Origin of the sequence: Marinobacterium arenosum, from assembly GCF_019795155.1 — a bacterium.
Classification (GTDB): domain Bacteria; phylum Pseudomonadota; class Gammaproteobacteria; order Pseudomonadales; family Balneatricaceae; genus Marinobacterium_C; species Marinobacterium_C arenosum.
In genome coordinates, this window is record NZ_JAILYN010000008.1 from 89,070 (window position 1) to 103,798 (window position 14,729).

General features: G+C 64.1%; 13 protein-coding genes. 10 read left to right on the plus strand and 3 right to left on the minus strand.

The features are described 5' to 3' along the window. Nucleotides 1-81 precede the first annotated feature (81 nt). A complete protein-coding gene (locus K6T12_RS05710) occupies nt 82-1,209 on the minus strand; it encodes a DUF3530 family protein (protein ID WP_222220354.1) in 1,128 nt (375 codons plus the stop codon). Between the two features lie 150 nt (nt 1,210-1,359). Between K6T12_RS05710 and rpe the strand changes: the two genes are divergently transcribed. Then, complete coding sequence (gene rpe, locus K6T12_RS05715; protein WP_222220356.1) at nt 1,360-2,034, plus strand: ribulose-phosphate 3-epimerase; 675 nt, start codon at nt 1,360-1,362, stop codon at nt 2,032-2,034. 5 nt (nt 2,035-2,039) lie between these two features. Continuing rightward, the gene (locus K6T12_RS05720) at nt 2,040-2,717 is read left to right on the plus strand and encodes a phosphoglycolate phosphatase (RefSeq protein WP_222220358.1); all 678 of its coding nucleotides are present in this window, start codon (nt 2,040-2,042) and stop codon (nt 2,715-2,717) included. A gap of 9 nt (nt 2,718-2,726) precedes the next feature. Here the strand turns inward: K6T12_RS05720 and nhaR are convergent, their stop codons facing one another. Next, nucleotides 2,727-3,641 carry a transcriptional activator NhaR gene (nhaR, locus tag K6T12_RS05725; protein WP_255611576.1) on the minus strand — a complete coding sequence of 305 codons (915 nt, stop codon included), beginning with the start codon at nt 3,639-3,641 and terminating at the stop codon, nt 2,727-2,729. 186 nt (nt 3,642-3,827) lie between these two features. Between nhaR and nhaA the strand changes: the two genes are divergently transcribed. The 6 genes from nhaA to mgtE all read left to right on the plus strand — a co-directional run bounded on the left by nhaA (nt 3,828) and on the right by mgtE (nt 11,130). After that, entirely contained in the window at nt 3,828-5,021 is a 1,194-nt protein-coding gene (gene nhaA / locus K6T12_RS05730; protein WP_222220360.1) for a Na+/H+ antiporter NhaA, read from the plus strand. Nucleotides 5,022-5,298: 277 nt separating this feature from the next. Next, nucleotides 5,299-6,777: an anthranilate synthase component I gene (trpE, locus tag K6T12_RS05735; protein ID WP_222220362.1), complete on the plus strand. Its 1,479-nt coding sequence runs from the start codon at nt 5,299-5,301 to the stop codon at nt 6,775-6,777. 493 nt (nt 6,778-7,270) lie between these two features. Beyond that, complete coding sequence (locus tag K6T12_RS05740; RefSeq protein WP_222220364.1) at nt 7,271-7,816, plus strand: Hsp20/alpha crystallin family protein; 546 nt, start codon at nt 7,271-7,273, stop codon at nt 7,814-7,816. Between the two features lie 348 nt (nt 7,817-8,164). Further along, complete coding sequence (locus K6T12_RS05745) at nt 8,165-9,004, plus strand: mechanosensitive ion channel family protein (RefSeq protein ID WP_222220366.1); 840 nt, start codon at nt 8,165-8,167, stop codon at nt 9,002-9,004. Next, entirely contained in the window at nt 8,997-9,833 is an 837-nt protein-coding gene (locus tag K6T12_RS05750) for a magnesium transporter MgtE N-terminal domain-containing protein (protein WP_222220368.1), read from the plus strand. The genes K6T12_RS05745 and K6T12_RS05750 overlap by 8 nt, the downstream gene beginning before the upstream one ends. After that, nucleotides 9,823-11,130: a magnesium transporter gene (mgtE, locus tag K6T12_RS05755; RefSeq protein WP_222220371.1), complete on the plus strand. Its 1,308-nt coding sequence runs from the start codon at nt 9,823-9,825 to the stop codon at nt 11,128-11,130. Before K6T12_RS05750 ends, mgtE begins: the two co-directional genes overlap by 11 nt. Before the next feature lie 67 nt (nt 11,131-11,197). Here the strand turns inward: mgtE and K6T12_RS05760 are convergent, their stop codons facing one another. Then, nucleotides 11,198-12,367, minus strand: coding sequence for a cation:proton antiporter (locus K6T12_RS05760; protein WP_222220372.1), 1,170 nt, complete (start codon nt 12,365-12,367; stop codon nt 11,198-11,200). A 276-nt stretch (nt 12,368-12,643) separates the two neighbouring features. Between K6T12_RS05760 and ubiU the strand changes: the two genes are divergently transcribed. Together ubiU and K6T12_RS05770 are read left to right on the plus strand one after the other, a co-directional pair. Next, a complete protein-coding gene (ubiU, locus tag K6T12_RS05765) occupies nt 12,644-13,639 on the plus strand; it encodes a ubiquinone anaerobic biosynthesis protein UbiU (RefSeq protein WP_222220443.1) in 996 nt (331 codons plus the stop codon). A gap of 10 nt (nt 13,640-13,649) precedes the next feature. Next, a complete protein-coding gene (locus K6T12_RS05770; protein ID WP_222220374.1) occupies nt 13,650-14,543 on the plus strand; it encodes a U32 family peptidase in 894 nt (297 codons plus the stop codon). The last annotated feature ends 186 nt before the right edge of the window (nt 14,544-14,729 follow it).

A 14,729-nucleotide genomic window follows, 5' to 3' on the forward strand; every position in this document is an offset into this window, starting at 1 on the left:
TTTACAGAGACTAGGCAGATTGCACCGGCGAGTTGGTGTTTGCGCTCTGTAATCTGTCAACTTGTCACTGTTAACTCACCCTCATATCGCCGGCTTACGCGCCTGTCCCGGCCCCAGTTCCATCTTCGGCTGTTCATCCATCCGCGGTTTCGGACGCGCGCCGTTCTTCTCCGCCTCCAGCAGATAGCGGGTCATATAACCGCGTACCCGCGACAGAATCCACTTGTTGCGCTGCTTCCAGTTGTCGGGCTGCAGCGGCATCCGGCTCTGGTGGTAGTTGGTCAGTTTTTCCCGCCTCGCCAGTCGCTGACGTTCGGCCGGGCTGGTCGGCTGGCGGTCATCGGCGAGTGGCTCGCCATGGTAGAGATCCAGCACGGTGCCGCGAAGCTGTGGTAGCAACATCATCAGGTCGGGCACGTCGGGGTGTTGCGGCTGGCGGGCATCGACCATCACCAGATCGGCCTCCAGCGCCTCGTCCAACTGCATTGCGAAGGCGGCGGCCCAGACCGCACCGCTGCCGATGCCCAGAATCACCAGCCGGCCCGGGTTCTGCTGCAATTGGGCGACCGCCGCATTGCCGGCATCCATCACCCGCTGGTCGTAGCTGGGGCCCGGCGGGGGTGGCGGTTCGCTGACCGGCGGTTCGGTTGCGGCCGCTGTGCTGGATGGCATCGCTACCGCGCTGTCGTTGTCGCCGGCTTCTGCTGGATCGGCGCCATCGCCATCGTTTTCGCCGGCTGTCGGTTTCAGGCTGGACTGGCTGGGCAGGGTGCGCTTCGGCAGCGGTGTATGCGGTGGTTTGGGCAGTTGCAGCGACAGCGTATCCCAGCCTTTATCGGCTAGCCCCAGCCGCAGCGGGCGGACCAGGTTCGGCCAGTCGGCGTGGGTCTGGTCGTCATGGAACAGGATCACCGAGCCGTGCAGCTGGCCGCTGCCCTGCGGCTGGTAGAGGGCCAGCGCCGGTATTTCGCCGATCGGCAGCCAGAGCACCTGGGTGCGCGGCTCCAGTGCCTTGGCCAGCTCGGCGACCTTGGCCGCGTCGGGGTCGGGCTCGCTGCGCGGTCGCGGCGGTCGCGGCGGTTCGGCCGGGGCGGCAGCGGGGGCGGTCTGTTCGGTGGGCGCCGGTTCGGCGTCGCCATCGGCCGCCGCCGCCGGCAGGGCGACCAGCAACGACAGCAGCAGGGGTATAAAGGGCAGCGGCTTGATCATGCGGCTGATTATCGGCAAGCGGGCTGGGTCAGGCAAGCACCGCTGGCAGTCGCCGGTCGCTTGGGTACAATAGCCACCTTCAAAGAGCGCAGTCCGCTTGGCACTCCTGGCGACGCTCTGTTCGCTTCCACTGACAGAAAAGAGACCTCCATGGCCGACTTCAAAATTGCTCCCTCGATCCTCTCCGCCGACTTCGCGCGTCTGGGGGAGGAGGTGGATAACGTACTGGCGGCGGGCGCCGACTACGTCCACTTCGATGTGATGGACAACCATTACGTGCCGAACCTGACCATCGGCCCGATGGTCTGCAAGGCGCTGCGCAAGCACGGTGTCAGTGCGCCGATCGACGTGCACCTGATGGTCAAGCCGGTCGACCGGATGATCGGCGACTTCATCGAGGCCGGTGCCAGCTTCATCACCTTCCACCCGGAGGCCTCCGAACATATCGACCGTTCGCTGCAGATGATCCGCGACGGCGGTTGCAAATCCGGCCTGGTGTTCAACCCGGCCACCCCGCTGAGCCACCTGGAGTACGTGCTGGACAAGGTCGACATGGTGCTGCTGATGTCGGTCAACCCGGGCTTCGGCGGCCAGAAGTTCATCCCGGGCACCTTGAATAAACTGCGTCAGGCGCGCGAACTGATCGACGCCAGCGGCTACGACATCCGGCTGGAGATCGACGGCGGCGTCGGCATCCAGAATATCCGCGAGATCGCCGAGGCGGGTGCCGATACCTTCGTGGCCGGCTCCGCGATCTTCAACACCGACGATTACCAGGCCACCATCGACGCGATGCGCGCCGAACTGGCCCAGGCCAAGGTGTAAGCCCGATGCGGACGCTGTTCGACGGCCGCGATCCGAAAGCGGTGCTGTTCGACCTGGACGGCACCCTGGTGGACAGCGTGCCCGATCTTGCTCAGGCGGTGGACCGGATGCTGGTTGAGTTGGGCCGGGCGGAAGCTGGCGAGGCGCGGGTGCGCCAGTGGGTCGGCAACGGCGCCCAGCTGCTGGTCAAGCGGGCGCTCTGTGGTCAGCTGTCACTGGATGGGGTGGCTGAGGATGCGCAGTTCGATCGCGCTTACCGACTGTTCCTGCAGTTCTACGGCGAGCACACCAGCGGCTTCAGCACGCTTTACCCCGGTGTATTGGACTGCCTCGACGGCCTGCGTCAGCGTGGCATCGCACTGGCGGTGGTGACCAACAAGCCGATGCGCTTCACCGAGCCGATGCTGGCCGGCTTTGGCCTGAGCGACTATTTCCAGTGCGTGCTGGGTGGCGATTCGCTGAGCGTCAAGAAACCGGACCCGGCACCGCTGCTGCAGGCGATGCGGCAGCTCGGCAGCGGCCCGGCCGATACCCTGATGGTTGGCGACTCGGTCAACGACCTGCGTGCCGCCCGTGCCGCCGGCTGCCCGGTGGCCTGCGTGCCCTACGGCTACAACCACGGCGAGCCGATCGCCGTCAGCAAGCCGGACCTGCTGGTCGAGCGGCTCGACCAGCTGCTCTGAGCGGCCTGCTCAGGGTTCCTGCTCGATCTGGTCCAGCACCCGGCGGGCGGTATTGGTGACCGCCAGTACCGCCGGGTGGCTGATCCGCCGCTCCAGCGAGATCGCGTAGAAGCGCTCGCGAATCGAATCGATCCGGCCGATCCTGCTGACGTTGAACTGCCGCTCGATCTCCGCTTCCAGCACCGCCGGGCCGCAGAATATCCCCTTGCCGGCCTGACCGAAGGTCCCCAGCAGGGCGTGATCGACACACTCCACCACCACCTGCGGTTGCAGCCCCTGAACGTCGAACCACTTCATCAGGCTGGCACCGATCATGGTATCGCTGGTCGGCATCAACAGCGGCGCGCCGTTCAGCGAGCGGGGAACATCACCGCCGAACTTGCGGGCCAGCGCATCGCAGGCGAACAATGACAGGCCGCATTCGCCCAACAGGTGGTTGTAAGCCCGGACATGGAAACCGGCATCCACCGGCCGGTCGGTCAGCACCATGTCCACCCGATGGGCGGCCAGGTCGGCCAGCAGGGTTTCCATGCTACCTTCGCGGCACTCCAGACGGACCGGGTCCTCCAGCTCCAGCGCCGGTTCCAGTAAGCGGTAGGCGATCAGCTTGGGCAGCACGTCGGCGATACCGACGTTGAAAAGTCGCCGGGTTGGCAGCGGATTGCTAAGCTGTTCCTGTAATGCCTCGCCCATCGCGAAGATCTGCTCGGCATAGTCGCGCGCCCGCTGGCCCGCTTCGGTCAGCGCCAGGCGACGTCCGCTGCGTTCGAACAGCGCGGTGCCGAGGCTCTCCTCCAGCAGCTTAAGCTGGCCGGAGATGGTCTGCGGTGTTAAATTCAGGGTTTCGCTGGCGCGGGCAATGGAGCCCTCCTGAGCGACGACCAGGAAGTAACGCAGGTGTTTGAAGTTCAGATGATGCAGCATGGTTCGATAAATACGAATATATGCTAAATTAAATTCGAATTTTACTGATGAAAGCGGGCAGTATACTGGGTCTTGAGATTTAGGTCTCCCCGTAAAGGTCTGGCTGCTGAGACTCATACCAGCAGGCTCTTATCACTATGCATTACCCACCCCGGCCTGTCCGGGGTTTTTTTTGAGGGATACGCTATGAAGGCATTACAGGCATTCATCCGATTGGAATCGGCTAGTGGTATCTTGTTGATCGCGGCGATGGTCTTGGCGATGCTGATGGCCAATACACCGCTGACCGGCATCTACGATTGGGTGTTGCGCCTGCCGGTCGAGGTGCGGGTGGGGCCGCTGGAACTGGCCAAGCCGCTGCTGTTGTGGATCAACGACGGCCTGATGGCGATCTTCTTCCTGCTGGTCGGTCTGGAGGTCAAGCGCGAGGCGCTGGTTGGCCAGCTGTCCGACCGTTCCAAGATGGCGCTGCCAGCGATCGCCGCGTTAGGCGGCATGCTGGTCCCGGCGCTGGTGTTCTACCTGTTCAATGCCGGTGATCCCACCACGTTGCGCGGCTGGGCGATCCCCACCGCCACCGATATCGCCTTTGCGCTGGGCGTGCTGTCGCTGCTCGGCAACCGGGTACCGGCGGCGGCCAAGCTGTTCCTGATGGCGTTGGCGATCATGGACGACCTGGGCGCGATCGTGATCATCGCGGTGTTCTATACCAGTGATCTGTCGGTCGCGTCCCTGGTGCTGGCCGGTATCTGTCTGGTGGTACTGGCCCTGATGAACCGGCTTGGCGTGGTGCGGATCGCCGCCTACGTGTTGGTCGGCGTGGTGCTCTGGATCAGTGTGTTGAAATCCGGCGTGCACGCCACCCTGGCCGGCGTGGCGCTGGCGTTCGCGATCCCGATGAAGATCAAGGGTTCCGATTTTTCGCCGCTGAAATGGCTGGAGCACCAGCTGCATGCCTGGGTGGCGTTCTTCATCCTGCCGCTGTTCGCATTCGCCAATGCCGGCGTGTCGCTGGCCGGGATGTCGCTGTCTCAGCTGCTGCTGCCGGTACCGATGGGGATCATGGCCGGGCTGTTCTTCGGCAAGCAGATCGGGGTATTCCTGTTCAGCTATCTGGCGGTCAAACTGCGCCTGGCAAGCCTGCCGGATCAGGTCAACTGGCGGGTGCTGTACGGCGTCTCCCTGCTGACCGGGGTCGGCTTCACGATGAGCCTGTTCATCGACTCGCTGGCCTACGAGGGGATGGGGGATCTGTTCGGCGGTGCCGACCGGCTGGCAATCCTGCTCGGCTCCATGCTGTCGGCGGTGGCCGGCTATCTGATGCTGCGACTGTGCAAGGCGCCGGTGACCGAAGCGGTCGAGCAACGACCGCTTGGCTGAGCTGCCGGTTTGCCATTCCACTGTAAATGCGGCGGCGGTTGATTCACCGCCGCCGCTGCTATAAGGTGCAGTGCAAACAGTTTGTAAACCTGTGTGAACGCATCCGCCGTGAATACATTGCTCTCCCTCCAGAACAGCGGTACCGACCCTCGCGCGCCCTACGTGGGTGAGCGATGGCGATGGCGTAACTGATCCGGGGCGTTGTGGGTCAAGCCAGCATCGCCTCATTTGCCAAGCCATCGTTAGTTTTCCGTTTTCCGGTCCGAGAGAGACAGTCATGACCCCCGAACAGTTTGCCGAACTGGCCAGCCAGCAGTACAACCGTATTCCCGTGGTACGCGAGGTGCTGGCCGACCTCGATACGCCGCTTTCCACCTACCTGAAACTCGCCAACTCGCCGTACAGCTACCTGCTGGAATCGGTCGAGGGCGGCGAGAAGTGGGGCCGATACTCGATCATCGGCCTGCCGTGCCGCAGTGTGCTGAAGGTGTTCGGTCAGCGGATCGAGCTCTATACCGACGGCGAGCTGGTCGAGCAGACCGAGATGGAGGACCCGCTGGTCTTTGTCGAGCAGTTCCAGCAGCGCTTCAAGGCGCCGGACCTGCCCGACCTGCCGCGCTTCAATGGCGGACTGGTCGGTTACTTCGGTTATGACTGCGTACGCTACGTCGAGAAACGGCTGCGCGACAGCACGCCGGACGATCATATCGGCACCCCGGATATCCTGCTGATGGTGTCTGACGAGCTGGTGGTGTTCGACAACCTGACCGGTAAGCTGCTGCTGATCTGCCATGTCGATCCTCAGGAGGAGGACGCCTACGACCAGGCCCAGCTGAAGCTGGAAGAACTGGTCACCCGGCTGCGACTGGCCACTCCGCACGACAACCCCCAGCCGCGCCGCGAGGTGCACGAGGCCGAGTTCAAGTCCAGCTTCGGCGAGCAGGCGTTCAAGGACGCGGTGGAGAAGATCAAGGAGTACGTACTGGCCGGCGACGTGATGCAGACGGTGATCAGCCAGCGGATGTCGATCCCGTTCGACCGCCAGCCGCTGGACCTGTACCGGGCGCTACGCTGCCTGAACCCATCGCCTTACATGTACATCCTGAACCTGGGCGATTTCCACGTGGTCGGCTCGTCGCCGGAGATCCTGGCGCGGGTGGAGGATGGTGAAGTGGCGGTGCGGCCGATCGCCGGTACCCGGCGCCGTGGTCATACCGACGAAGAGGACCAGGCGCTGGAAGCGGAGCTGCTGGCCGATCCGAAGGAGATCGCCGAACACCTGATGCTGATCGATCTGGGCCGCAATGACGCCGGCCGGGTCTCGGAGATCGGCAGCGTCGAACTGACCGACAAGATGGTGGTCGAGCGTTATTCCCACGTGATGCATATCGTTTCCAACGTCAAGGGCCGGCTCAAGCCGGGCCTCAGCGCGATGGACGTGCTGCGCGCCACGCTGCCGGCCGGTACCCTGTCTGGCGCGCCCAAGGTGCGGGCGATGGAGATCATCGACGAACTGGAGCCGGTCAAGCGCGGCGTTTATGGCGGCGCGGTCGGTTACCTGTCCTGGAACGGCAATATGGATACCGCGATCGCCATTCGCACCGCGGTGATCAAGGACAACACCCTGCATATCCAGGCCGGCGCCGGCGTGGTGGCGGATTCCCAGCCGCGGTTGGAGTGGAAGGAGACCATGAACAAGGGGCGGGCGATGTTCCGTGCCGTGGCGATGGTTGAAAAGGGCCTCGATAACCTCTGATTCCCCGGCGTTACGCCAGCCATTTGATAGCTCAAAAAGAAAGCGAACCTGCGCAGGCCGGTTCGCTTTTTTTATGGCTGACTTACCTGGTTTCAGCCAGTCGAGCATCGTCTGAAGTTCCTCTCGGGGCCCCATGCTGACCGCTTAAGGCCCCGTAATTAAACGGCTTCTGCCGATGACAGCGATGCCGGCTGAACTAAACTTGCTTATAGCCACAATCGGATTAGATGCGAAGGCCGTACGCCGAAGCGCCGGACCGCCGAATCACAGCTACGCAAACCCGCAGGCCGGGTTGGCCGCATAAGGTCCGGGGGGCGAATACGGCCGTTCGCCAAGTGGCCTGCTGCCGGGGCGCTTTAGCGGATCCCGGCGGCTACAGATAGATCGGCCGGGGGGCGCGCATGCGACGTCTGGCCGGTGACCCGGGCGGACCGGAGATCCTGAACGGCCCGTCAGTTTGTCAGGTCATTCCTTTTGATTCAGGAGGTGTGACATGAAATTAAGCGAACTAACTCCCTGGAACTGGTTCAAGAAAGAGGGTGCTCAGGGTGCCAGCATGATGCCGGCTGAATACTACGGTGGCGATCCGTTCAAACGGATGGCGCGGCTGCATCAGGAAGTTGACCGGTTCTTCGACGAAATGATGCATGAACTCGGTGCGCCGGCACGGATGGAAGCGACCCCGATGACCGGTGAAGGCGGATTCATGATCCAGCCACGGGTGGATATCAAGGAACTGGCCGAGCGGTTCGAGATTGCGGTCGAGGTGCCGGGGGTCGAGGAGAAGGACCTGCATATCGACCTGTCCGGCGATACCCTGATTATCAGGGGTGAGAAAACGCGGGAGACCAGCGAAGAGAAAGGCGATTACCATCGCCGTGAATGCGCCTGGGGCGGCTTCAAGCGGATGCTGAGTCTGCCGGACAGCGTAGACAAAACCCAGATCGCGGCCACCTTCAAGAACGGGTTGCTGACCGTCTCCCTGCCGAAACTGGCGCAGGCCAAGACCGAAAGCAAGCATATCGAGATCAAGCATTGATTCCGTTCTGCGCACATTGAACATGCACGGCAAAGCAAAGCCCCGGGAATCTCTTCCGGGGCTTTCTTATGGTTCTTCGACGATTCCTGGGGAGCCGCAGGCTACAAGCTGCAAGCATTGTAGGGTGGGCACGTTTCTTGTGCCCATGCGGCGTTGGTTCGCTTGAGGTAGATGTTTCTCGCTAACCCGCGATGGACCTTTTTATGCCCCTTAGGACACTGCAAGCTACAGGCTATCAGCTGCAAGCTAACAGTGTCCCAGCGGACTTTGAAGTGGCGAGATTGGCCGGCAGCGTCTTAACTGAGTCCATGTGCACCCGTGGCCGCATATGGAGGTCGATCAGGCACGATGGATACCCTGAACTCGCTACCACAACTGCTCAAGGCCAGTTGGACGGAATTCGTCAAGGCGCTGGCCGCCTATCTTCCTGACCTGGTAACAGCGCTGCTGCTGTTGCTGCTGGGCTGGCTGCTGGCCCGGCTGCTGCGCCGCCTGGTGCTCAGCTTCGGCAACGGCATCGACCGGCTGCTGTCCCGGCTGCAGCCCGGCAAGGCCGGGGCTGCTCTGCCGCTGCGCAAGCCAGCGTCGGCGCTGGTGGCCAACGGCCTGTACTGGCTGGTGATCCTGTTTTTCATCGCCGCGGCGGCCGAACCGCTGGGGCTGCCGGGGCTGTCCGACTGGCTCGGCCGCTTTATCGCCTATCTGCCCGAACTGATTACCGGCCTTTTGATCATCTTTGCCGGCTATCTGCTTGGCGGGCTGGTCTATGACCTGATCGACGCGGCGGCGCGCAGCCGCAACCTGAAGCAGGCGGCGGTGCTGAGCCGGGCCGGCCAGCTGCTGGTTCTGGTGTTCGCCTTCGTGCTCGGTATCGGCCAGCTGGGGCTGGATATCAGCCTGCTGGTCAACGTGGTGACCCTGGCGTTCGCCGCGGTTTTGGGCGGTCTGGCACTGGCATTCGGCCTCGGCGCCAGCCAGCAGGTTGGCAATATCCTGGCCAGCCAGCAGCTGCGCAAGCGCTATCGGGTCGGCCAGCGGGTACGGGTGGCCGAGTTGGAGGGCGAGATCCTCGAACTGACCGGCAGTACAGTGCTGCTGGATACCGCGCAGGGGCGGGCGCTGGTGCCGGCCCGGTTGTTCAACGAGCAGGTGACGCTGCTGCTGGATGGAGAGCAGGTCGATGACTGATCCGTTGGCGCTCGGCATGATGGAAGCCCATCCGGAGCAGGCGGCCCGGGTGTTGGCCGGGCTGGAAGCCGACGAGTTGACTGCGCTGCTGGTGAAGACTCCCGAGCGTACCGCCGCCCGTTTGCTGCGATACCTGCCGTCGCCGCTGGCAGCTCAGTGTCTGCAGCGGTTGCCGGCCGGCAAGGCGGCGGCACTGGTGGCGTTGCTGCCCACCGCGCAGAGCGTGCCGCTGATGCAATTGATCGAACAGCCGCAGCATGACGCCCTGATGCGCCAGCTGCCGATGCCGGTGTTCCTGGCATTGCGGCTGGTGCAGGGCTTTCCGGAGGGGTCGGTGGGCGCCACCATGGACCCGCAACCGACCACCCTGCCGGCCGATATCCGGGTTGACGAAGCACTGCGGCTGTTGCGGGCGGTGCCCCAGCATCTGCAGCAGCTGGTCTTCGTGCTCGATGGCCAACAGCGGCTGGTGGGCCAGGTGGCGGTGCAGGATCTGCTGCTGGCCAACCGGCGCGACAAACTGGTCACGTTGATGCAGCCAGCGCCCCAGGTTTTTACCGCCAAGACGCCGCTAAGTGCGATCGAGCAGCACCCGATCTGGTTCAGCGAAACCCTGGCACCGGTGGTGGACCGTAAGGGAGTCTTTCTCGGCGTGCTGCGCCAGCAGCGGATGGTGGACGCGCTGAACGATAGCCCGGCACAGGAGGCTCCGGTGGCGGGCGACTCGCTGCTCGATCTGGCCGAACTGCTCTGGTCCGCCACCGGTAGCCTGTTGCTGCTGATGCAGCCCGATGACGGCAGAAGGAGGGAGGACGATCGTGCTGGCTGAACCGGAGCAAGCGCTCGGTGTTCTACACCGTGCCTATATTGAACAGTACCCCGCCGAAGCTTCGCGGGTGCTGGAGCAGCTGCCGGCTGCCCAGGGGCTGGAGATCCTCGGCGCTCTGCCGCTCAAAACGGCGCTGCCGGTCTGGGAGCGACTGGTACCGGATATCGCCGCCCATTGGCTGACCCAGTTGCCGCAGGCTCAGCTCGATGAACTGCTGCAGCGGGCCAACCCCAACCGTAGCGCCGCCTGGCTGGCCAGTTTCGAGCCGGAGCGCCAGCGTCAGCTGCTCAGCCAGCTGGATGCCACTGTTGCCCGTGAACTCAGCAACCTGCTGTCGTTCCCACCGGACTCCGCCGGTGCGCTGATGGACCCGCGCGTCCTGCAGCTGCGACCGCAGATGAGTGTCCGGGAGGCGTTGCAGCGGTTGCGGGGCTGGCCGCGCAAGGATCTGCGCCATATCTTCCTGGTTGACGACGATACCCGGCTGGCCGGGGTGGTGGCGGTGCAGGCGCTGGCGCTGGCCGGCCCGGCCGCCCAGCTGGAATCGCTGATGCAGCCGGTGACGGCGGTGGTCAATGCGCTGGCGTCCCGCGAGGAGGTGGTCGCGATGATGGACAACTACCGGCTGACCGACCTGCCGGTGGTTGACCTCGACGGCCAGCTGATCGGCGTGGTGCGCACCTACTCGCTGCTGGTGGCGGTGGAAAACGAAGCCAGCGCCAAATTGCAGACCATGGTCGGGGTCGGCAAGGAGGAGCGGGCGCTGTCGAAGGTCTCGTTCTCGGTGCGCAAGCGACTGCCCTGGCTGCAGATCAACCTGCTGACCGCGTTTCTGGCCGCCTCGGTGGTCGGCTTTTTCGAGAGCACCATCGCCCAGTTCACCGCGCTGGCGGTGCTGCTGCCGGTGGTCGCCGGCCAGTCGGGCAACACCGGTGCCCAGGCGCTGGCGGTCACCATGCGGGCGTTGGCGTTGCGCGAGATCGGTATTCGCCACTGGCGCCGGCTGTTGCTGAAAGAGGCCTCGGTCGGCCTGTTCAACGGAGTGACGGTGGCGCTGGTGACCGCCACCGGGGTCTGGGTCTGGAGCGGTTCGCAGGGGTTGGCGCTGGTGATCTGCGTGGCGATGGTGCTGTCGATGGTGATTGCCGGCGTTGCCGGGGCTGCCATCCCGCTGATCCTGCAGTCGCTGGACCAGGACCCGGCCCAGTCCTCCAGCATCCTGCTGACCACCGTCACCGATATCGCCGGCTTCTTCAGCTTTCTCGGCATCGCCACCTTGCTGGCCGGTATACTCTAAATTTACCTCCGTGCTCGTTTGGCCGCCCTGCACGTCGCTCCGTATCCATTGTCATTTGCTAACTCACTCATGCTGGCCGGCAGAGCCAGTTGCGCAGTACCAGCGGTACCGCCAGGGTGGTCAGCAGGCTCATCATCACCAGCGCGACATAGGTTGGCTGGTCGATCACCCCCTGATTCAGCGCCAGCAGCGCCACCACCATGGCCACCTCGCCGCGCGGCGCCATGCCGAAACCGACGATCAGCGCATCGTTGCGGCTCATGCCGGTCAACAGTGCCGGCAGGCTGCAGCCGACCACCTTGCTGACGATCGCCACGGCGGTCAGCGCCAGTACGAACCAGAGCGTTTCGAGGGTGAACGTGCGCAGGTCGGCCAGGATGCCGAGCGATACGAAGAACACTGCGCCGAACAGGATACGCAGGTATTCGGCGCCCTCCTTGAACTGTTTGCTGATACCGGTCTTCACCCCTTCCAGTGTCATGCCGGCGATGAAGGCGCCGACGATCGCCGACAGCCCCATCTGCTCCGAGACCATGGCATACAGGAAGGCCACCATCATCGTGAAGATGAACACCAGTTCGGGGTAGCGGCTGGCCATCGCCGAGCGGTCGATCCGGCCGATCGCCGGCACCACCAGATAGCGGCCGAACAGTACCCCGGCGACCAGGAACAAGGTCGCCTTGAGCACCATCACCATCAGGTTGAATGCCGACAGTTCGCCGGCGGAGACCTGGGTCACCATCGCCAGGGCCAGCAGCGCCAGTATGTCGTCGATCACTGCCGCGCCGATCACCGCCCGGGCGGCGGGGGTCTGCAACTGGCCCAGTTCGCGCAATGTATCGGCGGTGATGGCGATGCTGGTGGCGGTCAACGCCACGCTGATCAGCAGGGCCTGCTGGAGCTCGGCGCCGAAGCCGCTGGCCAGCAGGTAGCCGCCGGCCCAGGGCACCAGCACGCCGAACAGGGCGATCAGTGCATAGCGCTTGTCGAGCAGTTCGCGCAGGCTGAACTCCAGGCCGATGACGAACAGCAGCACGATGGCGCCCAGATGGGCGATGCTGGCGACGAAGTCGGTGTAGGTGATCCAGCCGAACAGACTTGGCCCCACCGCCAGGCCGAGCAGGATCTCGCCAACCACCGCCGGCTGGCCGATCCGGGTGGCCAGCAGGTAACCCGCCAGGGCGACGAACAGCAGCAGGCTCATCTGGAACTCGATGCTGGTGGTGAAATGGTGCATGGCAACCTCGGCTGGCGCGGTGACGGTTGTGCTTTGAGTATAGGGTTGGCCGGCGCTTGACGGTCATCAAGTTACCGCCTGCGCCGGTTTGTTAGGCTGCCAGACGTCAGGTGCCCGCCCTGGGAGGCCACCCGTTGGACCCCTTCCTCCCGCTACTGCGAGCACGCGTTGCACACCCGTTCCGGCAACGTGGTCGCCCAGGCGTTCCACTACTTTGGGCACCTGACCTTTCTCAGCGCAGCGGCGGCAGGCCGCCGCGAAGGTTCGGAGTGTTGTATGGAACTGGTCTGTCCTGCCGGGAGTTTTCCGGCGTTGAAGGCGGCGGTGGATAACGGTGCCGGCGCGGTCTATTTCGGTTTTCGGGGGGCGACCAACGCCCGTCAATTTATCGGTCTGAATTTCGATGAGGCAAAAGCCGCCAAGGGAATCCGCTACGCCCGCGACCGCGGCGTGCGGGTGCTCTGCGCGATCAATACCTACCCCCAGCCGCAGGGCTGGGCGCAATGGCAACGGGCGGTGGATATGGCCGCCGACCTCGGCGTCGATGCGCTGATCGCCGCCGATATGGGGGTGCTCGGCTATGCCGCCGAACGCCATCCGTCGCTGGCGCTGCACCTGTCGGTACAGGGCTCGGCGACCAACTACGAGGCGCTGAACTACTATCAGCGCCAGTTCGGCATCAAGCGGGCGGTACTGCCGCGGGTGCTGTCGCTGGCCCAGGTGGAGCATGTCGCCAAGCACAGCCCGGTGGAGCTGGAGGTGTTCGCCTTCGGCAGCCTCTGCATCATGGTGGAGGGGCGCTGCTATCTCTCCTCCTACCTGACCGACGAGTCGCCCAACACCTGCGGCGCCTGCTCGCCGGCCAAGGCGGTGCGCTGGCAGGAGACCGAACAGGGGCTGGAATCGCGCCTCAACGAGGTGCTGATCGATCGCTACGGCGCCGATGAGAAAGCCGGCTACCCAACCCTCTGCAAGGGCCGCTTCGACGTGGAAGGCAACCTCTACCACGCGCTTGAGGAGCCGACCAGTCTCAACACCCTGGAGTTGATTCCGCAGTTGCGGCGGATCGGTATCCAGGCGGTGAAGATCGAGGGGCGCCAGCGCAGCCCGGCCTACGTGGCCCAGGTGACCCGGATCTGGCGCGAGGCGTTGGACGCCGCAGCCCGCGACCCGGACAACTTCCAGCCGCAGCCGGCCTGGAACAGCAGCCTGAGCGAACTTTCCGAAGGCACCACCACCACCATCGGTGCCTACCACCGCAGCTGGCAGTAGGAGCGCCGCGATGAATCTGACCCTGGGACCGATCCTCTACTTCTGGCCGAAGCAGGATGTGTTCAACTTCTACGCCGAGATGGCTGACCTGCCGCTGGATACCGTCTACCTGGGCGAGACGGTCTGCTCCAAGCGGCGCGAATTGAAACTGGACCACTGGCTGGAGCTGGCCAAGGACCTGCGCGCCTGTGGCAAGCGGGTGGTGCTGTCGACGCTGGCGTTGCTGGAGGCGGAATCGGAGCTGAAGATGCTGCGCCGCATCTGCAATAACGGCGAGCTGCTGGTGGAGGCCAATGACATGGCGGCGGTGCAGCTGCTCAGCGAGCAGGGCCTGCCGTTCGTCACCGGCCCGTCAATCAACATCTACAACCTGCGGGTTCTAAAGCAGCTCTACAACAGCGGTATGCGGCGTTGGGTGATGCCGGTGGAACTGGGCGCCGAGACCCTGCAGCAGCTGCTGCAACAGGCCGACGAGGCGCGCCTGGCCGAGCTGGAGACCGAGGTGTTCGCCTACGGCTGCCTACCGCTGGCCTATGCCGCGCGCTGCTTCACCGCCCGCTACCGCAACGTGCCGAAGGACAACTGCGAGTTCTGCTGTATCGAATACCCGGACGGCATCCCGGTGCGCTCCCAGGAAGGAGCCGAGCTGTTCACCCTGAACGGCATCCAGACCCTGTCCGGCGAGCACTACAACCTGGAGCACGAACTGCCACGTATGCAGCAGATCGGCGTCGACCTGGTGCGGCTCAGCCCGCAACGTGAGGGGATGGCCGAGGTGGTCAAACGGTTCGACCAGCGGCTGCGCGGCGAGGCGCCGGACAGCATTGCGCTGGTCAACAGCCAGCAGTGTAACGGCTACTGGTACGGCAAGCCGGGCATGGATTGGCTGGAATCGTCTAGCTGATACCGACCACCGATTGTAGCAGCGGATTGGCATAATGCCTTCGCCCTGTAGGGTTGGCTCTTGTGCCCTTTGGGTATCAGCCGACCAGGAGCCCGCAGGGCTTCATAACCGTGTAGGAGGGGCTTTAGCCGCGACCGAAATTGGCACCGCGATTTCCGGGGGCCACAACGCCTGCCGGCGTTTGGT